Origin of the sequence: Aeromonas aquatica, from assembly GCF_000764655.1 — a bacterium.
GTDB lineage: Bacteria > Pseudomonadota > Gammaproteobacteria > Enterobacterales > Aeromonadaceae > Aeromonas > Aeromonas aquatica.
Genome location: NZ_JRGL01000155.1, coordinates 31,700 through 57,041 on the forward strand (window position 1 = coordinate 31,700; position 25,342 = coordinate 57,041).

Sequence of the window (25,342 nt, forward strand, 5' to 3'; positions counted from 1 at the left end):
CATGTTTGTCAAACTCATGGGCTGGATTGACGATCGTTTCCCGCTCACTGCCATGTATAACGACCACATGGCCAAGTACCCAGCCCCCAAGAACCTGAACTTCTGGTACTTTTTCGGCTCCCTTGCCATGTTGGTGCTGGTCAACCAGATCATCACCGGCATCTGGTTGACCATGAACTACAACCCGTCGGCGGAAGGTGCCTTTGCCTCCGTGGAATACATCATGCGGGATGTGGATTACGGCTGGCTGCTGCGCTACATGCACTCTACCGGTGCCTCCGCCTTCTTCGTCGTGGTCTATCTGCACATGTTCCGCGGCATGATCTACGGCTCCTACCAGAAGCCGCGGGAGTTGCTGTGGATCTTCGGCATGCTGATCTTCCTGGTGCTGATGGCGGAAGCCTTCATGGGCTACCTGCTGCCCTGGGGACAGATGTCGTTCTGGGGTGCTCAGGTCATCATCTCGCTGTTTGGCGCCATCCCGGTCATAGGTGACGATCTGACCCTGTGGATCCGGGGGGACTACGTCATCTCGGGCGCTACCCTGAACCGCTTCTTCGCGCTGCATGTCATCGCCTTGCCGCTGGTGCTGGTGATGCTGGTGGCCATGCACATCCTGGCGCTGCACGAGGTGGGTTCCAACAACCCGGACGGCATCGATATCAAGAAGCACAAGGATGAGAAGGGCTGGCCGCTGGATGCGGTGGCGTTCCACCCTTACTTCACGGTCAAGGACATGATCGGGGTGGCGGGCTTCCTGTTCCTGTTCTGCGCCATCATCTTCTTCAAGCCGGACATGTGGGGTTACTTCCTCGAGAAACCGAACTTTGAAGTGGCGAACGGTCTGAAGACCCCGGAGCACATAGCCCCGGTCTGGTACTTCACCCCCTTCTACGCCATCTTGCGGGCGGTGCCTGACAAGCTGCTGGGGGTCATCATGATGGGTCTCTCCATCGTAGTGCTGTTCCTGTTGCCCTGGCTGGATCGCTGCAAGGTGCGCTCCGTGCGCTACCGCAGCACCCTGCACAAGCTGAACATCGCCCAGTTCGTGGTCTGCTTCGTCATCCTGGGTGTGCTGGGCGTGTTGCCATCGACCCCGACGCTGACCCTGATCGCACAGATCTGTTCACTGGGGTATTTCGGGTTCTTCGTCCTGTTGTTCTTCTACAGCAAGAATGAAAACACCAAGCCGCTGCCGGAGAGGGTGACATTCAAATGAAAAGAATAATTTTTGCAGTGCTGGCCCTGTTGCCCAGTCTGGCCTTCGCCTCCGGCAGTGCTTACCCGCTCGACAAGGCGGAGTACGATCTGAACGACAAGGTCTCCTTGCAGCGTGGCGCCACCACCTTCATGAACTACTGTGCGGGTTGCCACTCCACCCAGTATCAGCGCTACAACCGGGTTGCCACCGATCTCGGCATCCCGGAAGAGCTGATGCGGGAAAACTTGGTCTTCACCGGCGCCAAGATCGGCGATCTGATGAAGAGTGCCATGTCGGAAAAAGATGCGGCGCGCTGGTTCGGTGCACCGCCGCCGGACTTGACCCTGGTCGCCCGGGTGCGTGGCGCGAACTGGATCTACACCTACCTGCGCTCTTTCTACGTGGATGAGACCCGTCCGTTCGGGGTGAACAATGCGGTGTTCCCGTCCGTGGGCATGCCTCACGTGCTGGAGCCGTTGCAGGGAACCCCCCGCGCCGAATTCGGGACTCATGAGGTCGATGGGCAGTCGGTACAGCAGGTCGTCGGCATCAAATCTGACGGCAACGGTGAAATGAACAACGAAGAGTATGATCAGACGGTACTGGATCTGGTAAACTTCTTGGTCTACTCAGCTGAGCCGGTACAGCAGGAGCGCGAACGCATGGGCTTCTGGGTACTCGGATTCATCGTTATCTTCTTCATCTTCACTGTGCTGTTGAAGAAGGAATTCTGGCGCGACGTTCACTAAGCGACCGGATCAGGGTAATATGACGCACGGCAATGAGGTTCGAAATGCTTCATTGCCGTTTCTGCTTTTTAATGACGGGAGGGTTCAATGGCTGTAGCTGCCAATAAGCGTTCGGTAATGACGCTGTTTTCCGGTGCCAACGATATGTTCAGCCATCAGGTGCGTATTGTCCTGGCGGAGAAGGGTGTTAGCGTAGATATCTGCCAGGTTGATCCGAGCAACCTGCCGGACGAGCTGGCCGAGCTGAACCCGTACAACACTGTGCCGACCCTGGTGGATCGTGAGCTGGCGTTGTACACCTCGCGCATCATCATGGAGTATCTGGACGAGCGCTTCCCGCATCCGCCCCTGATGCCGGTCTATCCGGTGGCGCGCGGCAACAGCCGTCTGATGATGCACCGCATCGAGCTTGACTGGTACTCCCTGGCCGACAAGATCATGGCGGGCACCGACGTCGAGGCCGCTCGTGCCGAGCTGCGTGACAACCTGCTGGCCATTGCGCCGATCTTCGGCGAAATGCCCTACTTCATGAGCGAAGAGTTCGGTCTGGTCGACTGCTACATGGCTCCGCTGCTGTGGCGTCTGCCGAGCCTCGGCATCGACTTCACCGGTCGTGGTGCCAAGGAGCTGAAGGCCTACATGGTACGTCTGTTCGAGCGCGAATCCTTCCAGGCTTCCCTGACCGAAGCCGAGCGCGAGATCCGTGCCAGCGTATGAGCACTGAACCGACCATGACACCCAGTCGCCCGTATCTGTTGCGGGCGTTCTTCGACTGGCTGCTGGATAACGAGCTGACCCCCCATCTGGTGGTCAACGCCAATATCCCCCATGTGATGGTGCCGATGCAGTTTGTACAGGATGGTCAGATCGTCCTGAACATAGCGCCGCGGGCCGTAGGCCAGTTCCACATGGACAATGAAGCCGTCAGTTTCAGCGCCCGTTTCGGCGGTGTGTCGCAGCAGGTCTATATCCCCATGGCGGCCATCCTGGCCATCCATGCCCGGGAGAATGGCGTGGGCACTCTGTTCCCGCCCGAGCCGGGTTACGATCTCTGGCTGGAGCAGGCCGAGGCGCCCGCCGAGCCGGAGCCTGAGCCGCCGCGTCCGAGCGGTCGCCCGACCCTGAAAGTCATCAAATAAAAAAACGCAGCCAATTGGCTGCGTTTTTTCATCTCACCCTTGCCCCTTTAGTTTTGGGCAAACTCGAAGGCCTTGATCACCTGCTTCACACCGCTGACGTGGCGGGCGATCTCGACGGCCTGATCCCCTTCCTTGCGAGTGACCAGACCGATGAGGAAGACCTCGCCATTCTCGGTCACGACCTTGACCTTGGTGCTGTCAAAATCCTTGGTGCCCAGCATGTCGGCCCGCACCTTGGAGGTGATCCAGGAGTCGTTGCTGCGCACGCCTATGCTCACTGGCTTGCCCAGACGCAGCTCATTGTAGACATGACGCACCCCTTCGATACGGCCCACGATCTTGCCCGCCTCCTGCTTGTAAGCGTCGGACGGCGTCTGACCGACTAACAAGACGCGGCCGTTGTTGCTGTAGACACTGATCTTGCTGGCCGCATTCAACTGCTTGTTGTCTGCCAGCAGATTGGCCGCCTTCAGTTCGATGGCCTGATCGTCCCATTGGGCGCCCAGGGTGCGGCGATCGCCGGTCGCCTTGGCGGTACCGGCTGCTCCACCGACCACCACGGCGGCGCAGCCTTGCAGCAGCAGGGAACCGGCGAGCAGGCCAAGTACGAGAATATGCTTGTTCATGGTTTCAATCTTCCTGTTGCGGGAAAAGTGTCTGGTCGATGAGATCACAGAGGCAGTGCAGGGTCAACAGGTTCACCTCCAGAATGCGAGGGCGACGGGCCGACGGCACCCTGACTTCCACATCATTGGGGCCGAGCAGGCCGGCGATCTCGCCGCCATCGCCACCGCCGAGCACGATGATGGTCATGTCGCGGGAGAGCGCCGCCTCGGCGGCCTTGATCAGGCTGCGGCTGTTGCCCGTGGTGGTGATGACCACCAGGATGTCGCCAGGCTGGCCCAGGGCCCGGATCTGTTTGGAATAGACCTCTTCGAAGCCGTGATCGGTGGCGATGGCGCTGATGGTCGCCATATCGGGGGTGAGTGCCAGACCCGGCAGGGAGGGGCGTGGCGTCTCGTAGCAGTTCACCAGTTCGGAAATGAACAGCTGAGCCAGTGCCGAGGAAGGGCCATTGCCGCAGGCCATCACCTTGTGGCCATTGAGCAGGCAGATGGTCAGCATCTGGGCCGCGGTGTGGATGGCCTCCGGCAGCGCCTCGGCGGCGGCTATCTTGGTCTGGATGCTTTCGGTGTAATTCTCTTTGATGGGATCAGTCATGGGGTCCTCTTAAAAAGCGTTCTGGATCCAGTCTGGCTGGTCGCCCTCGAACGCGATCACATCGAATCGGCAGGCCTGGCTGGCCTCGTTGATGGCATGTTGCTTGAAATAGTGGCGGGCGGCCAGCACGATCTTGTGCTGTTTGCGTCGGGTGACCGAGGCGGCGGCCCCACCATGGCTGGTGTGAGCACGATATCTGACCTCGACAAACACCAGGGTATCCCCCTGGCGCATGACGAGATCGATTTCGCCTCCTCGGCAACGGTAATTGCGAAGCACGGGCTGCAGGCCCCGGGCCTGCAACCAGCGTTCAGCTACTTGCTCAAAGCGCTGTCCCTTGCTCACCGTTGCCGATGGCAACAGGTTCAACCACTGCTGGTGCAGTCTGGTCAGTAGCTTCTTCATGGGAGCTGTTCTCGGGCTGGGGCAGGGCGCTATCGCTGACCAGCTTGCCATCCTGATAGACGGCCCAATCCAGCACACGCACTATGTTGCCATTGGGATCTACGCTCAGCTGGCCGCTCATGCCTGGTTGCTGCATGGCGTTGACCTTGCGCATCTGCTGCAGATTGCCGGCCAGGCTGACCGCATCGTAACCGAGGGCAAACAGACGCAGCAGGTCACCCTGGGTCTGTGGCCAGAGCAGCGCTATCTGCTCCCGCTCTTTCTCGTAGCCGCCCAGCAGCAGCGGCATGTCGGCGATATGCATGCCGTTGAGCTCGGAGGCCGCCTCGGTCGCTCCGCTGTCATAACCTCGCGAGCTGCTGTAGATGGGCAGGCTGCCCATGGGATTGACCGAGATGTCCACGTAGGGCTTGATCATCCTGGTCTCCAGGCTGTTGGCTACCACATAGACGGCATCTATGCTGCGCGGTGCCGCATCAGAGAGCTGCACTATCTCCCCGGCCCGGGCGGTGGAGCGCCCGCTCAGGGCGTTCTTGACCATGCCTTGCACCTCGTTGCGCGCACCGAAGGTGGCGACCACGGGTTTCTCCTGGCTGACGCCGGCCCAGGCCTGTTCGAACGCCTTGATGCTGCTGTAACCAATCCGGCCTTGTGCCGCGATCAGCAGTGGCTTGCGATAGCCCTGACCATAGAGGTACTGGGCGGCCTGGCTCGCATCGGCGGCGGCGGAGAGGGAGAAGTAGTAGGTGCTGTCGTTGACGATGGGCTTGTCCAGCTCGTTGAGGGCCAGCACCGGTACGGCGGGGTTGGACTTGAGCAGCTCCTCGACCCTGTCCTTGAGCAGCGGGCCGATGATCATGTTGGCCCCCTCCTGGATCGCCTGCTTGTAGAGATCCGCCATCGCCTTGCTCTGAGTGTCATAGAAGTTCAGGGTGAATTGGCCCTGATTCTCCTTGTAGGACATCAGCATACCGTTGCGAATGGCCGCCCCCTGGGCCTCCAGATTACCGGAAAGAGGCAGGAAGACGGCGATCTGCTGCAGCGCACCTGCGTCCGTCGCGGCCAGATCGCCGAGGCCAGCTGGCATGTCGGTCTGGGCCGGGTGGTTCGGGAATGCCTGCTTCCAGCCCGCCAGCTGGCGGGCGAGCTGACTGGGCTGGGCCCCGAACTCGTTCACCAGTGCCGCCAGCCGCAGCCAGCCGGTGGTCACGTCGGGGGCCGGTGCCTCTTCCAGCGCCTGCAGGGTGGAGGGGGTCATGCTTTTCAGCAGGGACCAGATCTGCTGGTGGTTGGTCGCCAGCTCATTCTGGGCCAGATAGGGCTCCAGCAAGATCAGCGACTTGGCTGCACCAAACTTGTTGTTGATGTCCAGCTGCAGCACCACCCGCTGGCGATACCAGTCCTTCTGGGTGTCGGCATCGAGGGCCACCTCGGGTTTGCCTTCCAGCAGGATCAGCGCCTGATTGGCATTGCCCTGGGCCAGCAACAGATGCGCCTGCAACAGTTGCAACTGCGCCTTCTGCTCCGGGCTCTGGGCCTGCTTCTGCAGTTGCTGGTACAGGGCGGCAGCCGGTTTGGCCTGACCGAGCGCCAGGTAGCTGCGCGCCGCCATCACCTGCCAGGTGAAGGCCTCGGCCGGTTTGGCAGGGTCGACCTGCTCCAGATACCATTGGGCATTCTTGGTCAGATCCGAGAACGCCGACGGCATGCCAGGCTGCCCGGAAGATGGATTAGGCTCCGACGCACAGGCGACGAGCAGAACCGCCGCGAGTAGGATGCCGAAGAGTCGTGATACACTTAGCTGCTTTGTAACCCGGTTCAAGTTCATTCCCCGACCAGTGTTGAAGTTCCCCATAGTGTAAACGGGCCAATATGGCGACACAATTGTCGGGACACTCGGAGATCCCATGAGTGACATCCCAACCCTGTATATAGTCCCCACTCCCATCGGTAATTTGGCGGATATCACCCAGCGTGCATTGAACATTTTACGCAGCGTCGATTTGGTGGCTGCCGAGGATACGCGTCATACCGGTATCCTGCTCAGCCACTACCAGATCTCGGTGCCGACCTTCGCCCTGCACGATCATAACGAGCAGCAGAAGGCCGATGTGCTGATCGGCCGGATCAAGGAAGGCAAGAGCGTGGCCCTGGTGTCCGATGCGGGCACCCCGCTCATCAGCGACCCCGGTTATCACTTGGTCACCCGCTGTCGCGAGGCCGGGGTCAAGGTGGTGCCGCTGCCGGGCCCTTGTGCCGCCATCACAGCGCTCTCTGCCGCTGGCCTGCCCACCGACCGCTTCGCCTTCGAGGGATTCTTGCCAGCCAAAGCCAAGGGCCGTGACGACCGGCTGCAAGCCGTCATCGAAGATACCCGTTCCCTGGTGTTCTACGAATCTCCCCGCCGGGTACAGGATACGGTGGAGGCGATCGCGCGCATCTTGGGGGAGCGTCAGGTGGTGGTGTGCCGCGAGCTGACCAAGACCTTTGAGTCCATCCACGGTCTGCCCGCCTCCGAGATGCTGGCCTGGCTTGGCGAAGACGATAACCGCTGTCGCGGCGAAATCGTGCTGGTGGTGGCCGGCGCCAGCAAGCTGGATGAAGAGCTGCCTGCCGAGGCGCTCCGCACCCTGGGGCTGCTGGCGGCCGAATTACCGCTGAAGAAAGCCGCCGCCCTCACCGCCGAAATCCACGGCGTGAAGAAGAATGCCCTCTATAAATATGGTCTCGAGCACCATTGAGTGATCTAATAGCGCAGAAAATTGTCTTGATGGCAGTGAAATGCACTGATTGGAGTGTAAAAATCAGCGATACTCTCTGTTGAAATGGGGCTGTTATCACCCTGAATGGAGGTGAACGGCAATTGTCGGTTTACCCGGGGCGACGGACAAGGCTATAATCCGCGCCCGGAGTCGGCTGGGCAATCGCTGCTTCGTCGTTGTGTCCCTCGGGACAGACGGGCGGAGGGGAGGAAAGTCCGGGCTTCATAGGGCAGGGTGCCAGGTAACGCCTGGGGGGCGTGAGCCTACGACCAGTGCAACAGAGAGCAAACCGCCGATGGCCCGCAAGGGATCAGGTAAGGGTGAAAGGGTGCGGTAAGAGCGCACCGCGCGACTGGCAACAGTTCGTGGCACGGTAAACTCCACCCGAAGCAAGACCAAATAGGCCCCTATTGGCGCGGCCCGCGTTGGGGGCGGGTAGGTTGCTTGAGCCAGTGAGCGATTGCTGGCCTAGAGGAATGATTGCTACCGGGGCAACCCGGAACAGAACCCGGCTTACAGGCCGACTCCGACCTATTCCTGAAGAGCCTTGCGATTTATCGCGAGGCTCTTTTTTATTACCGGGAAAATATGCTGCATGTGAGCATGGGGTATCTGGATTGAATGGGTCTGTGATGCAGTCAGGTTGCTTTAAGATCATGAGATTAGGGCCCGTTTGCGCTAGCCTCGGCGCCATAAACGGTCGTATTGACGAGTCTGAAAGTATTCAAGGATACTTCCACCTTGTTTATTTTTTAATTGATTTCAAGCAGACGCACAGCCGTCATCAGAAATAACTCGTGGAAAATCAACTCATTTAATCGGTAGCCTCCCCGCGCTGCGTCAATATGTTCCCCATGCCCGAGATCCTTGCTTGAAAAGCCCTCAGCTCGTCCTTAAACTTCAAGGTGGGGAAAAGTGGATCAAAGTGGTTTTATGGGGCAGTCTGCCCTCCTTAATTCACCTTCGGGGACTGCAATTTGTTGCGTGGCGCTCACGCCATCAGCCTGGACAGCAAAGGGCGATTGGCGATTCCGACCAAATATCGAGATTGGCTGCGCGACGAATGCGACGGCCAGCTTGTCTGCACCATCGACATCGCTCACCCCTGTCTGCTGCTTTATCCCCTGAACGAATGGGAAGAGATAGAGCGCAAGCTCAAGACGCTTTCCAGCACCCAACCGGCGGAGCGCCGCCTGCAGCGCCTGTTGCTCGGTAATGCCGTGGAGTGTGAACTGGACGGCAATGGCCGCCTGTTGCTCAGCCAGCCGCTGCGCAGCCACGCCGGATTGGACAAGAAAATCATGCTGGTGGGCCAGCTCAACAAGTTTGAGCTGTGGGATGAAGCCCGCTGGCAACAACAGATCAATGACGACATTCAGGGGTTGCCTGAGGATGATTGGGCAAGCTCACCACGACTACAGGATTTTTCTCTATAAATGACCCAAGCCGCTGAACACATCACAGTGCTGTTGCACGAAGCCGTCGAAGGGCTGGACATCAAGCCGGACGGCATCTATGTCGACGGTACCTTTGGCCGGGGTGGTCACTCTCGTCTCATTCTCCAGCAGCTTGGCCCCCATGGTCGGCTGATCGCCATCGATCGGGATCCCCAGGCCATCGCCGAAGCGGGCAAGATCCAGGATCCCCGTTTCGAAATCGTGCACGGCCCCTTCTCCGGCATCACCACCTATCTGAGCGAGCGCGGCTTGCTCGGCAAAGTCGACGGCTTCCTGTTGGATCTGGGGGTTTCCTCCCCCCAGCTCGACGATGCCGAGCGCGGTTTTAGTTTCATGAAGGACGGTCCCCTCGACATGCGGATGGATCCGACCAGCGGCCAGAGCGCCGCCCAGTGGCTGGCCAAGGCCGATGTGGATGACATCGCCTGGGTGCTGAAGACCTTCGGCGAGGAGCGTTTTGCCAAGAAAATCGCTCGCGCCATCGTCCATGACCGCGTCACCGAACCCTATGTGCGCACCCGCCAGCTGGCGGAGATGATTGCCCGGGTCAATCCGAGCAAGGAGAAGGGCAAGCACGCCGCGACCCGCAGCTTCCAGGCCATTCGCATCTACATCAACAGCGAGCTGGACGAGATCGAAACCGCGTTGGACGGTGCCTTGCAGGCGCTGGCCCCCGAAGGACGGCTTTCCGTCATCAGCTTCCACTCGCTGGAAGACCGCCTGGTCAAACACTTTATCCGCAAGCATGAGAAGGGCCCCGAGGTGCCGCGTGGCATCCCGTTGACCGAGGCGCAGCTGGCCGGCGGGCGCAAATTGAAATCGATCGGCAAGGCCCTCAAGCCTTCCGAGCATGAAGTCACCGAAAACAGTCGATCCCGCAGCTCGGTGCTGCGGGTCGCCCAGCGTCTGGCGGATTGAGCCATGAGCGAGGTGCGCGTTCATCTGTCCAAAGAGATCATCGGGGATCTCTGGCGCCACAAGCTGCAGATTGTGCTGGCCGTCGCCGTGCTGATTACCGCCTTTGCGGTGATCTTGGTGACCAACATGACTCGCGGTTTGACCGCCAAGCAGAATGACCTGATGGCGGAAGAGGATCGGCTCAACATCGAGTGGCGACACCTGCTGCTGGAGCAGGGCACCCTGGCCGAGCATTCCCGAGTAGCGAGTCTGGCCATGGACAAATTGCAGATGGCTCGCCCGCTGGTGACCACCGAGAAGGTAATAACCCAACCATGACACGCAAGGTCACCACCAAGGCACCGGCAAAGGACAAAGCCAAGGCGAAAGCCCCGTCACTCTACCCGTGGCGCTTTCGCACGCTGATATTTTTCATCGGTATCGCCTTTGCAGGCCTGATCCTACGTCTGGCCTGGATCCAGGTGATAGATCCCGACCGGCTGCGTCAGGAAGGGGATATGCGTTCCTTGCGCACCACCTCCACCCAGGCCGTGCGCGGCATGATCACCGATCGCAACGGCGAACAGCTGGCGGTGTCGGTGCCGGTGGAAGCGGTCTGGGCCGACCCCAAGACGGTGCACGAGTCCGGCGCCATCCATAACGAGCGCGCCTGGCTGGCGCTCTCCGCCGTGCTCAAGCTCGACATCAACACCCTCAAGCACCGCATTTCAAATCCAAGCAAGCGCTTCGTCTATCTGCAGCGCCAGGTGACCCCTGCGGTGGCGGAATACATCAAGGGTCTCAAGCTCGGTGGCATCTACTTGCGACCCGAGGCGCGCCGCTTCTACCCCACCGGCGAGATCAGCTCCCACCTGGTGGGGGTGACCAACATCGACGGCAGCGGCATCGAGGGGATCGAGCGCAGCTACAACGAGTGGTTGACCGCGACCCCGGGCGAGATGCGGGTCCGCAAGGATCGTCAGGGCCGGGTCATCGAGCGGCTCGGTCTGGTCAAAGAGGGCAAGAACGCCAACGATCTGCAACTGAGCATCGATCAGCGGGTGCAGGCACTGGCCTACCGCGCCCTCAAGCGGGCCACCGACGAGAACAAGGCCACCTCCGGCTCCATGGTGATGCTGGACGTGAAGACCGGCGAGGTGCTCGCCATGGTCAACACCCCCTCCTACAACCCGAACAACCGCGGCCAGTACCAGAGTTTCCGGGTGCGTAACCGGGTGGTGACCGATACCTACGAGCCGGGTTCGACCGTCAAGCCCTTGATCCTGTTGAGTGCCTTGCAGGCGGGTGTCACCAGCTGGAAGGACACCATCCAGGGCGGGCCACTGTTTATCGGGGCCAAGCAGATCCGCGATGTGAGTATTCACAAGGCGACCAACCTGTACGACATCCTGCGCTACTCCTCCAACATCGGCATGTCGCGCATCGCGCTGCGGATGCCGGCGCAGGAAATGATCAATACCCTCAGCATGGTCGGCTTTGGCATGGACACCGGCAGTGGCCTGATGGGTGAGAGCAGCGGCATGCTGCCCCAGCGTCGCCGTTGGTCCGACATCGAGCGGGCGACTCTGTCGTTTGGCTACGGTCTGCGGGTCACCCCGCTGCAACTGGCCTCCGCCTACGCCACCCTGGCCAACAAGGGCAAGCGGGTGCCGCTTTCCATCATCAAGGTGACCACTCCGCCCAAGGGTGAGCAGGTCATCGATCACAACAATGCCACCGCCATGTTGCAGGCGCTGGAGTATGTGGTCAGCAACGCCATTCCTAAGGCGCAGATCCCGGGTTACCGGGTCGGCGGCAAGAGTGGTACCGCCAAGGTTGCGGTCGCCGGTGGTTACGGCAAGGACTACATGGCCTGGTTTGCCGGCTTCGCTCCCGCCAGCAACCCCCGCTTCGTCATGGTGGTGGTGATCAACGAACCCAAGGGCAGCGCCTACTACGGTGGCGCCGTCGCGACACCGCCGTTCGCCGAGGCCATGGGCGGCGTGCTGCAACTCTTCAACATTCGTCCCGACGCGGTGCCCGCAGAGGTACCCGCCAAACTTGCCCGTACGGAGGCTCCCCTTGCACCGCGCACCTGATCTGCCCCTCTATCCCATCGGTTCCGGGGTGTATTCCATGCTGTTTTGCGGTGTGAGCGTCTGCATTCCTGCCCATGCGGAGGCTTCCCATGTCGCACCGCGTACTTGATCAACTGCTGCGCCCCCTAGGCATCCATGCCCCGGCGCTCCCCCTCACCGATATCCAGCTGGACAGTCGGCGGGCGGGGCCAGGTTGCCTCTTCGTCGCCGTCCGCGGGCATCAGGTGGATGGCCGACGCTTCATCGAACAGGCGGTGGCACAAGGTGCCGCCGCCGTGCTGTTTGAGGAGGACGGGGAATTCGTCGCGCCCGAGCTGACCGTGCCCTGCTTCGGGATCCCTGCGCTGCCCGCCAGACTCTCCGAGTTGGCCGGTTATTTTTACGATCAGCCCGCGCACAAGCTGCAACTGGTCGGCATCACCGGCACCAACGGCAAGAGCACCACGGCGCTGCTGGTGGCCAACTGGCGTACCCTGCTGGGGGGCAAGGCCGGGGTGATGGGCACCATAGGCAACGGCCTGTTTGGTGAGCTGGTGGAAGCACAGAACACCACGGGTAGCGCAGTGGAGGTACAGGCCAATCTGGCAGCCCTGCAACAGCAGGGGGCTGATCTGGTGGCGATGGAGGTCTCCAGCCACGGTCTGGTACAGCACAGAGTCTCAGCCCTGCCGTTCGCGGCGACCGTGTTCACCAACCTGAGCCGGGATCATCTGGATTATCACGGCACCATGGAGGCCTATGGCGCCGCCAAGGAAGAGCTGCTGAAGCTGGTCGATGAGCCCAATGCGGTCATCAATGCCGACGACGAGGTGGGGCAGGCATGGCTGGCACGTTATCCCGAGGCCGTGGCGTTCGGGGTGAATGGCCCGATTGAAAACCATCCGGGGCGACAGTTAACGGCGCAGGATCCCCATTTCCACCAACAAGGTTTTCACACCAGGATTAACTCCAGCTGGGGGAATGGTGTATTATCCGCCCCCTTGCTCGGCCGCTTCAACGTCAGCAATGTGCTGGCGGCGATGGGCGCCATGCTGGTGCTCGGCTATGAGTTCGACGCCCTGCTGGCGAGTGCACCGAGATTGCAAGCGGTGACCGGCCGCATGGAGTGCTTCGGGGGCGGCAATGCGCCGCTCGCCGTGGTCGATTATGCCCATACCCCGGATGCGCTGGAAAAAGCCCTGCAGGCCCTGCGGGTGCACTGCGAGGGTCAACTCTGGTGTCTGGTGGGCTGTGGTGGCGACCGGGATCGCGGCAAGCGTCCCATGATGGCTGCCATGGCAGAACAGTATGCGGATCGCGTGATCCTGACCGACGACAATCCCCGTACCGAGGAGCCGGCCCAGATCATGGCGGACATGGTGGCGGGTCTTCGCGATCCCGCCGTCGTGCAGATCGAGCACGACAGAACCAGGGCGATCGCACTGGCGCTCGGTCAGGCGAGCAAGCAGGACATCATCCTGGTGGCCGGTAAGGGCCACGAGGATTATCAGATCATTGGAACCGACAAGCGGCACTACAGCGATCGGGAAACCGTCGCGGCCGCCTTGCACACATTATTGGAGTCATTCAGATGATGACCCTCAGGCTTGCCGACCTGGCGCAGGTACTCGATGCCCGTCTGATCGGCGGCGATGCCGAGATCACGGCGGTCAGTACCGACACCCGCACCCTGGGTGCCGGCGCGCTGTTCGTCGCCCTGCGCGGCGAGCGATTCGACGCCCACGATTTTTGCGAGCAGGCCGTTGCCGCAGGGGCCTCTGCCCTGCTGGTGGAACGTGAACTGCCGCTGGCCGTGCCCCAGCTTGTCGTGACTGACAGCCTCAAGGGGCTGGGCCGTCTCGGCAAGCTGGTGCGTGAGTGCATCAACCCGAAAGTGCTGGCCATCACCGGCAGCTGTGGCAAGACCACGGTCAAGGAGATGGCGACTGCCATCCTGCGCCACGAAGGGGAGGTGCTGGCCACCGCCGGCAACTTCAACAACGAGGTAGGGGTGCCGCTCACCCTGCTGCGCCTCGAGCCGCAACACAGGTTCGCAGTGATGGAGCTGGGGGCGAACCACCCCGGCGAGATTGCCTGGACTACCTCCCTGGCCCAGCCCGATGCCGCCATTATCAACAACGTGGCGGCGGCCCATCTGGAGGGCTTCGGCTCCCTGGAAGGAGTTTTCCACGCCAAGAGCGAGATCTTCGAAGGCTTGCGTGAACAAGGCGCGGCCATCGTCAACGCCGACAACGAGTTCTGGCCCAAGTGGCAGGCGAAGGGCATTCATTGCGCCTTCTCCATCGAGGATCAAGGTCAGCCGTTCCACGCCCGCGACATCCGCTTCAACACAGAAGGTTGTGCCCAGGGCACTCTGGTGACACCCCAGGGAGAGGTGAGCCTGACCCTGGCGATCCCGGGTCGTCACAACGTGGCCAACGCCCTGGCCGCCACCGCCGGTTGCCTCGCGCTCGGCGCATCACTCGCCTCGGTGAAGGCGGGGCTGGAGCAGATGGCGCCGGTCAAGGGCCGCTTCTGCGTGCAACGCTGGGGTGGTCTCACCTTGGTGGATGACACCTACAACGCCAGCGTGGAATCCGTGCTGGCAGGCATCGACGCCCTGACCGCCATGGGCGGCTACAAGGTGCTGGTGTTCGGTGACATGAAGGAGTTGGGTGAGGAGTCCGCCGAGCAACACGCCCGGGTCGGACGCCACGCCAGCGAGCAGGGCCTTGACGCCGTGCTGACCGTAGGGGAACAGAGTCGTCACACCGCAGATGCCGCGGCTGGCCGACATTTCGATAACAAGGCATCGTTGTTTGAAGTGCTTGCGCAAATGATAAATACACATCAAGAAATTTCGATACTGGTCAAGGGCGCCCGTGGCTCCCGCATGGAAGATATCGTCAAGATGGTCGTGGACCGTCAGGAGTCAGCCACATGCTAGTCTGGCTGGCAGAACTGCTCACCCCGCACTTCACCTTCTTCAACGTCTTCTCCTACCTGACGTTTCGTGCCATCCTGTCGATCATCACCGGTCTGACGGTGGCGCTCTGGATGGGGCCACGCCTCATCCGTCGCCTGCAGATCATGAAATTCGGCCAGGTGATCCGCAACGACGGTCCTGAATCCCACCTGAGCAAGAAGGGTACCCCGACCATGGGGGGCCTGATGATCATCGCCGCCATCTTCATCTCTGTGTTGCTCTGGAGTCGCCTCGACAACCCCTATGTCTGGCTGGTGCTGTTCGTGCTGGGTGCCTACGGCGCCATCGGTTTTGCTGACGACTACCTCAAGGTGGTGCGCAAGAATACCGACGGCCTGATCGCCCGCTGGAAGTATTTCTGGCAGTCGGCGGTGGCGCTGGCGGTGGCCGTCTTCCTCTACGCGACGGCCACCCACGATGGCCAGACCCAGCTGGTGGTGCCCTTCCTCAAGGATGTGATGCCGCAGCTCGGCCTGATGTTCATCGTGCTGACCTATTTCGTCATCGTCGGTACCTCCAACGCGGTCAACCTGACCGACGGCCTGGATGGTCTGGCCATCATGCCGACCGTGATGGTGGCGGGGGGCTTCGCGCTCATCGCCTGGGCGACCGGCAACGTCAACTTCGCCAACTATCTGCATATTCCCTATGTGCCCTATACCTCCGAGCTGGTGATCGTCTGTACCGCCATCGTCGGCGCTGGTCTTGGCTTCCTCTGGTTCAATACCTATCCTGCCCAGGTCTTCATGGGGGACGTCGGTTCCCTGGCCCTCGGGGGGGCGCTCGGCACCATCGCCGTGCTGGTGCGTCAGGAGTTCCTGCTGGTGATCATGGGCGGCGTCTTCGTGATGGAGACCGTCTCGGTGATCCTGCAGGTGGGTTCCTACAAGCTGCGCGGTGTGCGCATCTTCCGCATGGCCCCGATCCATCACCACTATGAGAAGAAGGGTTGGCCGGAGCCGCGCGTGATAGTGCGCTTCTGGATCATCACCCTGATGCTGGTGTTGCTCGGTCTCGCTACCCTGAAGGTGAGATAAGCCATGGTCATCATCATCGGACTCGGTAAAACCGGACTCTCCTGCGTCGACTACTTCCTCGGCCGCGGCGTGACGCCGTTGGTGATGGATACGCGAGCCAATCCGCCAGGCAAGGATCAACTGCCCGCCGAGGTGGAGCTCATCCAGGGGCTGGACGCGGAGCGGCTCAAGCAGGCCCACATGATAGTGGCGAGCCCGGGCATTGCCTTGGCGACGCCTGAGCTGAAAGCCGCCGCCGAGTTCGGGGTGCGCATCGTCGGCGACATCGAACTGTTCGTGCGCGAGACCCAGGTGCCGGTCATCGCCATCACCGGCTCCAACGGCAAGAGCACGGTCACTACCCTGGTGGGCGAGATGATCGCCGAGGCGGGTCTCAAGGTCGGAGTCGGTGGCAACATCGGCACCCCGGCGCTGGATCTGCTCAAGCAGCCGATGGAGCTCTGCGTGCTGGAGCTCTCGAGCTTCCAGCTGGAGACCACTCACAGCCTGCGCGCCGCCGCCTCGGTGGTACTGAATCTGTCCGAGGATCACATGGATCGCTACGCTGGCATGGCCGACTATCGCGCCGCCAAGCAGGAGATCCATCAGCACTCCCAGCACATCCTGATCAACCGTGACGATGCCCAGACCCTGCCCGATGTGGGCCAGGTGTGGCAGAGCTTCGGGCTGGATTGCAACGGCTACGGCCGCTGCCTGCTGGACGGCCGCCACTGGCTGACCCTGCACGGCGAGCCGCTGCTGGCGGTGGACGAGATGAAGATCGTCGGCGCCCACAATCAGGCCAATGCCCTGGCCGCCATGGCCCTGTGCGATGCGGTCGGCATTCCCCGTGAGCCACAGCTGCGGGTGCTGCGCCGGTTTGAAGGGCTGCCCCACCGTGCCCGCTTCGTGCGGGAGGTGAACGGGGTGCGCTGGATCAACGACTCCAAAGCCACCAACGTGGGCGCCACCCTGGCTGCCGTGGCCGGGGTGCGCGAGTCGGTCAAGGGCCGCTTGCTGCTGCTGGCTGGCGGTCAGGGCAAGGGCCAGGACTTCGGCCCGGTGCAGGCGCTGCTCGGCACGCAGATCGATCACATGTATTGCTTCGGTCAGGATGCGGACGTGCTGCTCGCCCTGGGGGAGCAGACCGAACGGGTTGCGGATCTTGACGCCGCCGTCGCCAAGGCTGCGGCAGATGCCCGTCCTGGCGACTGGGTGCTGCTGGCCCCCGCCTGTGCCAGCCTGGATCAGTTCAAATCCTTCGAGGCTCGCGGCGATCGCTTCACCGAACTGGTAAAGAAGCTATGAACGTCCCGTGCACCGGCCTGGATCGGTTTAATTCCTTCGAAGCGCGCGGCGATCGCTTCACCGAAGTGGTAAAGAAACTATGAACGCCCTTCGCGTCGTCGCAGGCTTCTTGCAACGCTGGTTGTTACCGGCGCGCCCCGCCGGTCTCTACGATCGGCAGCTGGTGGTGCTGGCGCTGGCGCTGATGTCGGTGGGTCTGGTGATAGTGGCGTCCGCCTCCATTCCCGAAGGCATTGCTCTGGGCAACGATCCCTTCATGTTCGTGAAGCGCCACGGCCTCTTCCTGGTGATGGCGCTCGGTATCTCCTGGTTCGTGCTGCAGGTGCCCATGGCGCGCTGGCAGCAATACAACAGCCCCATGTTGTTGCTTGCCATTCTGATGTTGGTGCTGGTGCTGCTGGTGGGTCGTAGCGTCAACGGCTCCATCCGCTGGCTGCCGCTCGGCCCCTTTAACCTGCAGCCTGCGGAATTTGGCAAGCTGGCGCTGTTCGTCTATCTGGCAGGCTACCTGGTGCGTCGCCAGAACGAGGTGCGTGAGCGCTTCATCGGCTTCATGAAGCCGATGGCGGTGCTGTTCGTGGTGGCCATCTTGCTGCTGGCCCAGCCGGATCTGGGCTCGGTGGTGGTGATGTTCGTGACCTCCCTTGGCATGTTGTTCCTGGCAGGAGCGCGGCTGGTGCAGTTCATCGGCCTCATTCTGGTCGGGGTGAGCGCTGTGGTGACCCTGATCATCGCCGAGCCGTACCGGATGCGGCGAGTGACGTCCTTCCTCGACCCCTGGGCCGACCCGTTCGGCAGCGGTTATCAGCTGACCCAGTCGCTGATGGCATTCGGTCGTGGCAGCTGGTTTGGTGAAGGGCTCGGCAACTCCATCCAGAAGATGGAATACCTGCCGGAGGCGCACACCGACTTCGTGTTCGCCATCCTGGGTGAAGAGCTGGGGTATGTGGGCGTGCTGGGTGCGCTCTTCCTCATCTTCGCACTGGCGTACAAGGCATTGCGACTCGGCCATCAGGCGCTGGTAGCCGAGAAGTTGTATGAGGGCTATCTGGCCATCGGCATCGGCATCTGGTTCAGCTTCCAGACCTTCGTCAACGTCGGCGCGGCCAGCGGCATGATGCCGACCAAGGGCCTGACCCTGCCCCTGGTCAGCTACGGCGGTTCCAGTCTCATCATCATGATGGTGGCGGTGAGCATGTTGATTCGTATCGATTTCGAGTTGCGCCAGGCCAGTGCCCAGGCGCGCGTGCGGGAGGTTTCGTGAGCAAGACGTTACTGGTGATGGCAGGTGGTACCGGGGGCCATGTGTTCCCCGGACTGGCCGTGGCCGATCGCCTCAAGGCCCAGGGCTGGACCGTTCACTGGCTCGGCACCGCCGACCGGATGGAGGCCGAGCTGGTGCCTGCCCACGGTTACCCCATCTCCTTCATCGACATCCAGGGGGTGCGTGGCAACGGCATCAAGCGACTGCTGGCGGCTCCCTACCGCATTGTGAAATCCGTGCTGCAGGCCCGCAAGGTGCTGAAGACCATTCGCCCGGACGTGGTGCTCGGCATGGGGGGCTTCGCCTCCGGCCCCGGTGGCGTCGCGGCCTGGCTGTCCGGCATTCCCCTGCTGCTGCATGAGCAGAACGCGGCGGCCGGCATGACCAACAAGCTGCTGGCGCGCCTCGCCAAGCGGGTGCTGATGGCCTTCCCCGGCGCCTTTGCGCCGAGCCATCGCACCGCCGTGGTCGGCAATCCAGTGCGTCCCGAAGTGGTGGCCCTGCCGGATCCGCAGCTGCGCAGCAGTGCCGAGCCGCTGCGTCTGCTGATCGTCGGCGGCAGCCTGGGCGCCAAGGTGCTCAACGAGCAGGTGCCCCCCGCCGTCGCCGCCGCCGGTGTGCCCATCCAGGTGCGCCATCAGTGCGGCAAGGGCAATAGCGATGCCGTGGCGGAGGCCTATACCCAGCAGGGGGTTGATGCCGAGGTTAGCGAATTTATCAAGGACATGGCCGATGCCTATGCCTGGGCCGATCTGGTGGTGTGCCGCGCGGGAGCCCTGACGGTCTCCGAAGTCGCCGCCGCCGGGCTCGCCGCCATCTTCGTGCCACTGCCCCATGCGGTGGACGATCACCAGACCCGCAACGCCCTGACTCTGGTCGACGGCGGTGCGGCCGAATTCCTGCCCCAATCCGAGCTGACCACGGCCTCCCTGGCCGCGCGCCTCTCTTGGCTCGCCGGGCGCAGGGAAACCCTATTGAACATGGCCCAGGCCGCCCGTCGCGTCGCTATTACCGATGCCGCCGAGCGGGTTGCCGATGAATGCAAACGGCTTGCGGCAGACTAAAGAGAGAACTATGACCAAGGTTGAACTGGCAAAACTGCGTACCGTGATCCCCGAAATGCGCCGCGTGCGCCGCATTCACTTTATCGGCATCGGTGGTGCCGGTATGGGCGGGATCGCCGAGGTGCTTGCCAACGAGGGGTATCAGATCTCCGGCTCCGATCTGTCCCGCAATGCGGTGACCGAACGGCTGGCCTCGCTCGGTGCCCACATCTTCGTGGGTCACAGTGCCAGGCACGTGAACGAGGCGAGCGTGGTGGTGGTTTCGACCGCCATCAAGCAGGACAACCCCGAGCTGCTGGCCGCCCGTGAGCTGCGCATCCCAGTGGTGCGCCGCGCCGAGATGCTGGCCGAGCTGATGCGCTTCCGTCACGGTGTCGCCGTCGCCGGCACCCATGGCAAGACCACCACCACCAGTCTGGTGGCGAGCATCTATGCCGAGGCCGATAGAGATCCGACCTTCGTCATCGGCGGCCTGCTCAACAGCGCCGGCACCAATGCTCGCCTGGGTAGCAGCCGTTACCTGATTGCCGAGGCGGACGAGAGCGATGCCTCCTTCCTGCATCTGCAGCCCATGGTATCCATCGTGACCAACATCGAAGCGGATCACATGGACACCTATGGCGGCGACTTCTCCAAGCTCAAAGCCACCTTCATCGACTTCCTGCACAACCTGCCATTCTACGGGCTGGCGGTGGTCTGTGTGGACGATCCCGTGATCCGTGGCCTGCTGCCGGAGATCGCTCGCCCGACTCTGACCTACGGCCTGTCTGACGACGCCGATGTGCAGGTACTGGACTTCGTGCAGACCAGCAACCGCAGCCGTTTCCGGGTGCGCCGCAAGGATGCCGGTGAGCTGCTGGTCACCCTGAACCTGCCCGGGGTGCATAACGCACTCAATGCCGCCGCTGCCATCGCGGTGGCGACCGAAGACGGCATCGGCGACGAGGCCATCATCCAGGCGCTCGCCAAATTTGAAGGGGTGGGGCGCCGTTTCCAGCAATATGGCGAGTTCGAGACCGGCCGTGGCAAGGCCATGCTGGTGGATGACTACGGTCATCATCCGAGCGAGGTCAAGGTCACCATCAACGCCGCCCGTGCCGGTTGGCCGGAGAAGCGACTGGTCATGGTGTTCCAGCCCCACCGCTACAGCCGTACCCGGGATCTTTACGAAGACTTTGCCGACGTGCTCTCCAAGGTGGATGTGTTGGTGATGCTGGAGGTCTATGCCGCCGGTGAAGAGCCCATTCCCGGCGCCGATGGTCGTGCCCTGTGCCGTTCTATCCGCTCCCGCGGCAGCCTGGAACCCATCTTTGTCGCAACGCCGGACGATGTGCCTGCGGTGCTGGCGGAGCTTATCGGTGAAGGGGATCTGGTGTTGACCCAGGGGGCCGGGAACGTTGGAGCGCTGGCTCGCCGTCTCGGTGAGATGAAATTGAGCGTAGATAGCATGAAATCCGGCGCCTGAGGGCCCAATGAGTGTTTTGACCGCCAAGCCGGGGCCTATATAATGGCGAACCGGTCTGCAAGGGCCGGCATGGCGCGCTAAACGGGGATAGATCGGGTGGAGGCAAGGGCACAAGGGCGCACCAAGGGGGGCTTCATCATCGGGGTGGGATTTTTCATCCTGGTCATGTGGGGGCTCTACCAGACTGCGCTGGATGTTAAAGATTGGCTGACGGATGCCAGTCGGTTGCCCATGAGCGAGCTGTTGCTGCAGGGGCAACACGAATATTTGAAAGCCGATGAGCTGCGTGATGCCGTGCTGGATGGTGCCGAGCTGCGCAACTTCTTCGAGCTGGATGTGAACGAATTGCAGGGGCGGTTGAACGCCCTGCCCTGGGTAGCCCAGGTCTCGGTCCGCAAGAAGTGGCCGAACAAGATCAAGGTCTACCTCACCGAACAGGCGGTGGCGGCACGCTGGAATGGCAACCGCTTCGTCAACACCAAGGGTGAGGTATTCAGTGCCCCGGACAGGGTGAAGACACCCCTGATGCAGTTGTCCGGGCCCGATGATCAGGCTGCCAAGGTGCTGGAGGCGAGCCATCAATACGAGGCGCAGCTGGCTGCCAAGGGATACAAGTTGCTGGGGGTGAATCTGACCCCCCGCCATGCCTGGGAACTGACCCTGGATGGCAACATTCAGCTGTTTGTGGGGCGCTCGGACATCGCGCTTCGCCTGCAGCGGTTTATCGATGCCTTCCCGGTCATCGAACCCCGTGAGCGGGTTGCTTACGTGGACCTTCGATACGACACCGGAATGGCAGTTGGCTGGAAGAAGAACGAAGAGAAAGTGAATGACCAACACCGCAGATAGAAATTTGATTGTCGGACTGGATATCGGCACGACCAAGGTGGCGGTACTGGTTGGAGAAGTGCTGCCGGATGGCGAGCTCAATGTCATCGGCATGGGCAGCCACGCCTCGCGCGGGATGGAGAAGGGGGGGGTCAATGACCTCGATTCCGTCGTCAAATCCTTGCGCCGCGCGGTGGAAGAGGCAGAAATGATGGCCGACTGCCAGATAAGCTCCGTCTATCTGGGCTTGTCAGGCAAGCACATCGATTGTCGCAACGAGACCGGCATGGTGCCCATCTCCGATGAGGAGGTGACCCAGGAGGACGTGGATAACGTCATCCACACCGCCAAGTCGGTGCGACTGTCCGATGAGCTGCGGGTGCTACACGTGCTGCCCCAGGAGTTTGCCATCGACTATCAGGAAGGGATCAAGAATCCGGTCGGCCTGTCCGGCGTGCGGATGGCGGCCAAGGTGCACCTGATCACCTGCCACAACGACATGGCTCGCAACATCGAGAAATGCGTTGAGAAGGTCGGTCTGCGGGTGGATCAGCTGATCTTCTCGGCGCTGGCCTCCAGCTATGCGGTGCTGACGGAAGACGAGAAGGAACTGGGTGTCTGCGTGGTGGACATCGGGGGTGGCACCATGGACATGTCGCTGTTTACCGGTGGTGCCCTGCGCCATACCAAGGTGATCCCCTATGCCGGCAGCACAGTGACCAGCGACATCGCCTACGCCTTCGGCACACCGCCGCTGGACGCGGAGGCGATCAAGGTGCGCTACGGTTGCGCCCTGGGCCGACTGGTCAGCAAGGAAGACAATATTGAAGTCCCCAGTGTCGGCGGCCGTCCGGCGCGCAGCCTGCAGCGGCAGACACTGGCTGAAGTGATTGAACCCCGTTACACCGAGTTGCTCTCCATGGTGAATGATGAGCTGGTGCGGGTGCAGAGCGAGTTGAAGGCGCAGGGGGTCAAGCATCAGCTGGCGGCCGGTGTGGTATTGACCGGTGGCGCGGCCCAGATCGAAGGCATTGTGGAGTGCGCAGAGCAGATCTTCCAGAGCCAGGTCCGGGTGGGCGAGCCCATGAATATTCGTGGATTGAGTGATTACGTGCAGGCGCCGGTGTACTCGACTGCGGTCGGGCTGCTGCAATATGGCCGTACCCATCAATCCACCGGCAGTAGCAAGGAATATGCCGCCAAGGCAAGCGTGGGTGGCCTGGTCAAACGGGTCAGCAACTGGCTGCGTGGCGAGTTCTAAAAAATTTTGCGTCAGTCAGCAAATAAAGCGGAGAGACAACATGTTTGAATTTATGGATAGCCACACTGACGAAGCCGTCATCAAGGTGATAGGTGTGGGTGGCGGCGGCGGCAACGCAGTCGAGCACATGGTTCGTCAAAACATCGAGGGTGTTGAGTTCATTACCATCAACACCGACGCCCAGGCGCTGCGCAACTCCAGTGCCAACACCACTCTGCAGATCGGCAGTGGTATCACCAAGGGACTGGGTGCCGGAGCCAGCCCGGATGTGGGTCGTGACGCCGCCCTGGAAGACAGGGAAGCACTGCGCGAGCTGCTGACCGGGTCAGACATGGTGTTCATCGCCGCCGGCATGGGCGGTGGTACAGGTACGGGTGCTGCCCCCATCGTGGCCGAAGTGGCCCGCGAGATGGGTATCCTGACCGTTGCCGTCGTGACCAAGCCGTTCTCCTTCGAAGGGAAGAAGCGGATGGGCTTCGCCGCTCACGGTATCGAAGAGCTGTCCAAGAACGTCGACTCCCTGATCACCATCCCCAACGACAAGTTGCTGAAGGTGCTGGGTCGTGGCATCTCCCTGCTGGACGCCTTCAAGGCGGCCAACGACGTCCTGCTGGGTGCAGTACAGGGCATTGCCGAGCTGATCACCCGCCCGGGCTTGATCAACGTCGACTTCGCGGACGTGCGTACCGTGATGCGCGAGATGGGTACCGCCATGATGGGGACAGGTTCTGCTTCCGGTGATGACCGTGCCGAAGAAGCCGCCGAGAAAGCCATCTCTAGCCCGCTGCTGGAAGACGTGGACTTGGCCGGTGCCCGTGGCATCCTGGTCAACATCACCGCCGGCATGGACATGACCATCGAAGAGTTCGAAACCGTGGGCAACGCGGTCAAGGCCTTCGCCTCCGAGAACGCCACCGTGGTGGTGGGTACCGTAATCGACCCTGAAATGCACGACGAACTGCGTGTCACCGTGGTCGCGACCGGTATCGGTGCCGAGCGCAAGCCCGACATCACGCTCGTGAAAAATAACATGGTCCAGGAACGTCCGGCCCGTCAGCCCCTGATCAGCGAAGCCCTGCAGTCTCGCGTGATGGAAGAGGCCCCGGCCAAGGTGGTGAACGCCGAGCCGCAAGCTCGTCGCGAACCGGATTATCTCGATATTCCTGCGTTCCTGCGCAAACAAGCTGACTAAGCCTCTGATGGCTCTGGTTTGTTTGTTGCTTAAGGATTGTGCTAAGATGGCCCGGCAACGACCATCTGGTCAGGAATTTGAGCTGTTGAGCGGATACACCCATGATTAGACAAAGAACCTTGAAAACGAGTGTTCAGGCCACCGGTGTGGGCCTGCATTCGGGCCGGAAAGTCACAATGACGTTCCGTCCGGCACCTGTTAACACAGGGATCGTTTACTTGCGTACCGATCTGAATCCTGTTGTAGCGCTGCCAGCCAACGCCGATCAGGTGCGTGATACCGTGCTTTGTACCGCTTTGGTAAACGAAGCCGGTGTCCGCGTGTCGACCATCGAACATCTGTCTGCCGCCCTGGCCGGGATGGGGATCGACAACCTCTACGTAGAGGTTGATGCGCCCGAAATCCCGGTGATGGATGGCAGTGCGCATCCGTTCATCTACCTGCTGCAAGAAGTGGGTATTCGTGAACAGAGCGCTCCCAAGCAGTTTGTGCGGATCAAGCAGAGCGTCCGGGTTGAAGACGGCGACAAGTGGGCGGAATTCCACCCCTATCGCAACGGCTTCAAGATGGATCTCGAGATCGATTTCCAGCACCCGGTGTTTGAAGGCCGCAACCAGCGTTGCGTGCTGGACTTCTCCGGCAGCTCTTTCGTGAAAGAGATCAGTCGTGCCCGTACCTTCGGCTTCATGCGCGACATCGAGTACCTGCGGTCCCAGAACTTGGCATTGGGCGGAAGCCTGGAAAATGCCGTGGTGCTGGATGACTATCGGGTGCTGAACGAAGATGGTCTGCGTTACGAAGACGAGTTCGTCAAGCACAAGATGCTGGATGCGATCGGTGATCTGTATATGTGCAACCGCAGCATCATCGGCGAATTCCGCGCCTACAAGACGGGCCATGCCCTGAACAACAAACTGCTGCGTGCCTTGCTGGCCAAGCAGGAGGCCTGGGAACTGGTGACCTTCGAGGGTGAGGGCGAGAAAGCGCCTATCGCTTACTACGATAACGGTCTGGTTCTGGCCTGATAGCTGTGCAACGGGACGTCGGTC

24 protein-coding genes and 1 other RNA gene are annotated in these 25,342 nt (G+C 61.5%); 21 read left to right on the top strand and 4 right to left on the bottom strand.

Annotated features, from left to right (window positions below; genetic code table 11):
- The first annotated feature begins 1 nt into the window (after position 1).
- The 4 genes from LG30_RS0119250 (at position 2) to LG30_RS0119265 (ending at position 3,089) form a co-directional block, all read left to right on the top strand.
- Positions 2-1,219 carry a cytochrome b gene (locus LG30_RS0119250; protein ID WP_033132310.1) on the top strand — a complete coding sequence of 406 codons (1,218 nt, stop codon included), beginning with the start codon at positions 2-4 and terminating at the stop codon, positions 1,217-1,219.
- The gene (locus tag LG30_RS0119255; protein WP_033132311.1) at positions 1,216-1,950 is read left to right on the top strand and encodes a cytochrome c1; all 735 of its coding nucleotides are present in this window, start codon (positions 1,216-1,218) and stop codon (positions 1,948-1,950) included. The genes LG30_RS0119250 and LG30_RS0119255 overlap by 4 nt, the downstream gene beginning before the upstream one ends.
- Before the next feature lie 87 nt (positions 1,951-2,037).
- A complete protein-coding gene (sspA, locus tag LG30_RS0119260) occupies positions 2,038-2,667 on the top strand; it encodes a stringent starvation protein SspA (RefSeq protein WP_033132312.1) in 630 nt (209 codons plus the stop codon).
- Positions 2,664-3,089, top strand: coding sequence for a ClpXP protease specificity-enhancing factor (locus LG30_RS0119265; protein ID WP_033132313.1), 426 nt, complete (start codon positions 2,664-2,666; stop codon positions 3,087-3,089). Before sspA ends, LG30_RS0119265 begins: the two co-directional genes overlap by 4 nt.
- A 47-nt stretch (positions 3,090-3,136) precedes the next feature.
- Here LG30_RS0119265 and dolP read toward each other — a convergent pair whose 3' ends face one another.
- Genes dolP through LG30_RS0119285 form a run of 4 tightly spaced genes read right to left on the bottom strand, consistent with a single transcriptional unit; the run spans position 3,137 to position 6,423 of the window.
- Positions 3,137-3,715 (bottom strand): division/outer membrane stress-associated lipid-binding lipoprotein, encoded by a 579-nt coding sequence (dolP, locus tag LG30_RS0119270; RefSeq protein WP_033132314.1) that lies wholly within the window; start codon positions 3,713-3,715, stop codon positions 3,137-3,139.
- Between the two features lie 4 nt (positions 3,716-3,719).
- Positions 3,720-4,310, bottom strand: a complete 591-nt coding sequence (locus LG30_RS0119275) for a D-sedoheptulose-7-phosphate isomerase (RefSeq protein WP_033132315.1) — start codon at positions 4,308-4,310, stop codon at positions 3,720-3,722.
- Positions 4,311-4,319: 9 nt separating this feature from the next.
- Complete coding sequence (locus LG30_RS0119280; protein ID WP_152599381.1) at positions 4,320-4,715, bottom strand: YraN family protein; 396 nt, start codon at positions 4,713-4,715, stop codon at positions 4,320-4,322.
- Positions 4,633-6,423, bottom strand: coding sequence for a penicillin-binding protein activator (locus LG30_RS0119285; protein WP_033132316.1), 1,791 nt, complete (start codon positions 6,421-6,423; stop codon positions 4,633-4,635). Before LG30_RS0119285 ends, LG30_RS0119280 begins: the two co-directional genes overlap by 83 nt.
- Positions 6,424-6,622: 199 nt before the next feature.
- Between LG30_RS0119285 and rsmI the strand changes: the two genes are divergently transcribed.
- The 17 genes from rsmI to lpxC all read left to right on the top strand — a co-directional run bounded on the left by rsmI (position 6,623) and on the right by lpxC (position 25,318).
- Positions 6,623-7,456: a 16S rRNA (cytidine(1402)-2'-O)-methyltransferase gene (gene rsmI / locus LG30_RS0119290; protein WP_033132317.1), complete on the top strand. Its 834-nt coding sequence runs from the start codon at positions 6,623-6,625 to the stop codon at positions 7,454-7,456.
- A 167-nt stretch (positions 7,457-7,623) separates the two neighbouring features.
- Positions 7,624-8,009, top strand: an RNA gene (rnpB, locus tag LG30_RS21195) — RNase P RNA component class A.
- Positions 8,010-8,454: 445 nt separating this feature from the next.
- Positions 8,455-8,913, top strand: a complete 459-nt coding sequence (gene mraZ, locus LG30_RS0119295) for a division/cell wall cluster transcriptional repressor MraZ (protein WP_033132318.1) — start codon at positions 8,455-8,457, stop codon at positions 8,911-8,913.
- On the top strand, positions 8,914-9,852 hold the full coding sequence (rsmH, locus tag LG30_RS0119300) for a 16S rRNA (cytosine(1402)-N(4))-methyltransferase RsmH (RefSeq protein WP_033132319.1): 939 nt from the start codon (positions 8,914-8,916) through the stop codon (positions 9,850-9,852). It begins immediately after the preceding gene.
- Positions 9,853-9,855: 3 nt separating this feature from the next.
- A complete protein-coding gene (gene ftsL, locus LG30_RS0119305) occupies positions 9,856-10,170 on the top strand; it encodes a cell division protein FtsL (protein ID WP_033132320.1) in 315 nt (104 codons plus the stop codon).
- The gene (locus tag LG30_RS0119310; RefSeq protein WP_033132321.1) at positions 10,167-11,930 is read left to right on the top strand and encodes a penicillin-binding transpeptidase domain-containing protein; all 1,764 of its coding nucleotides are present in this window, start codon (positions 10,167-10,169) and stop codon (positions 11,928-11,930) included. Before ftsL ends, LG30_RS0119310 begins: the two co-directional genes overlap by 4 nt.
- A gap of 89 nt (positions 11,931-12,019) precedes the next feature.
- Positions 12,020-13,504 carry a UDP-N-acetylmuramoyl-L-alanyl-D-glutamate--2,6-diaminopimelate ligase gene (gene murE / locus LG30_RS0119315; RefSeq protein ID WP_033132322.1) on the top strand — a complete coding sequence of 495 codons (1,485 nt, stop codon included), beginning with the start codon at positions 12,020-12,022 and terminating at the stop codon, positions 13,502-13,504.
- Entirely contained in the window at positions 13,501-14,856 is a 1,356-nt protein-coding gene (locus LG30_RS0119320; protein ID WP_033132323.1) for a UDP-N-acetylmuramoyl-tripeptide--D-alanyl-D-alanine ligase, read from the top strand. The genes murE and LG30_RS0119320 overlap by 4 nt, the downstream gene beginning before the upstream one ends.
- A complete protein-coding gene (mraY, locus tag LG30_RS0119325) occupies positions 14,850-15,932 on the top strand; it encodes a phospho-N-acetylmuramoyl-pentapeptide-transferase (protein WP_033132324.1) in 1,083 nt (360 codons plus the stop codon). The genes LG30_RS0119320 and mraY overlap by 7 nt, the downstream gene beginning before the upstream one ends.
- A gap of 3 nt (positions 15,933-15,935) precedes the next feature.
- Positions 15,936-17,219 carry a UDP-N-acetylmuramoyl-L-alanine--D-glutamate ligase gene (gene murD / locus LG30_RS0119330; protein WP_033132325.1) on the top strand — a complete coding sequence of 428 codons (1,284 nt, stop codon included), beginning with the start codon at positions 15,936-15,938 and terminating at the stop codon, positions 17,217-17,219.
- Between the two features lie 79 nt (positions 17,220-17,298).
- Positions 17,299-18,483 (top strand): cell division protein FtsW, encoded by a 1,185-nt coding sequence (gene ftsW, locus LG30_RS0119335; RefSeq protein WP_033132326.1) that lies wholly within the window; start codon positions 17,299-17,301, stop codon positions 18,481-18,483.
- Complete coding sequence (gene murG / locus LG30_RS0119340) at positions 18,480-19,547, top strand: undecaprenyldiphospho-muramoylpentapeptide beta-N-acetylglucosaminyltransferase (protein ID WP_033132327.1); 1,068 nt, start codon at positions 18,480-18,482, stop codon at positions 19,545-19,547. Before ftsW ends, murG begins: the two co-directional genes overlap by 4 nt.
- Positions 19,548-19,557: 10 nt before the next feature.
- Entirely contained in the window at positions 19,558-21,012 is a 1,455-nt protein-coding gene (gene murC, locus LG30_RS0119345; protein ID WP_033132328.1) for a UDP-N-acetylmuramate--L-alanine ligase, read from the top strand.
- Between the two features lie 96 nt (positions 21,013-21,108).
- Entirely contained in the window at positions 21,109-21,861 is a 753-nt protein-coding gene (locus tag LG30_RS0119350; RefSeq protein ID WP_033132329.1) for a cell division protein FtsQ/DivIB, read from the top strand.
- A complete protein-coding gene (gene ftsA / locus LG30_RS0119355) occupies positions 21,842-23,101 on the top strand; it encodes a cell division protein FtsA (protein WP_033132330.1) in 1,260 nt (419 codons plus the stop codon). The genes LG30_RS0119350 and ftsA overlap by 20 nt, the downstream gene beginning before the upstream one ends.
- 40 nt (positions 23,102-23,141) lie before the next feature.
- The gene (gene ftsZ / locus LG30_RS0119360) at positions 23,142-24,293 is read left to right on the top strand and encodes a cell division protein FtsZ (RefSeq protein ID WP_033132331.1); all 1,152 of its coding nucleotides are present in this window, start codon (positions 23,142-23,144) and stop codon (positions 24,291-24,293) included.
- A 101-nt stretch (positions 24,294-24,394) separates the two neighbouring features.
- A complete protein-coding gene (gene lpxC / locus LG30_RS0119365; protein WP_033132332.1) occupies positions 24,395-25,318 on the top strand; it encodes a UDP-3-O-acyl-N-acetylglucosamine deacetylase in 924 nt (307 codons plus the stop codon).
- Positions 25,319-25,342: the final 24 nt, after the last annotated feature.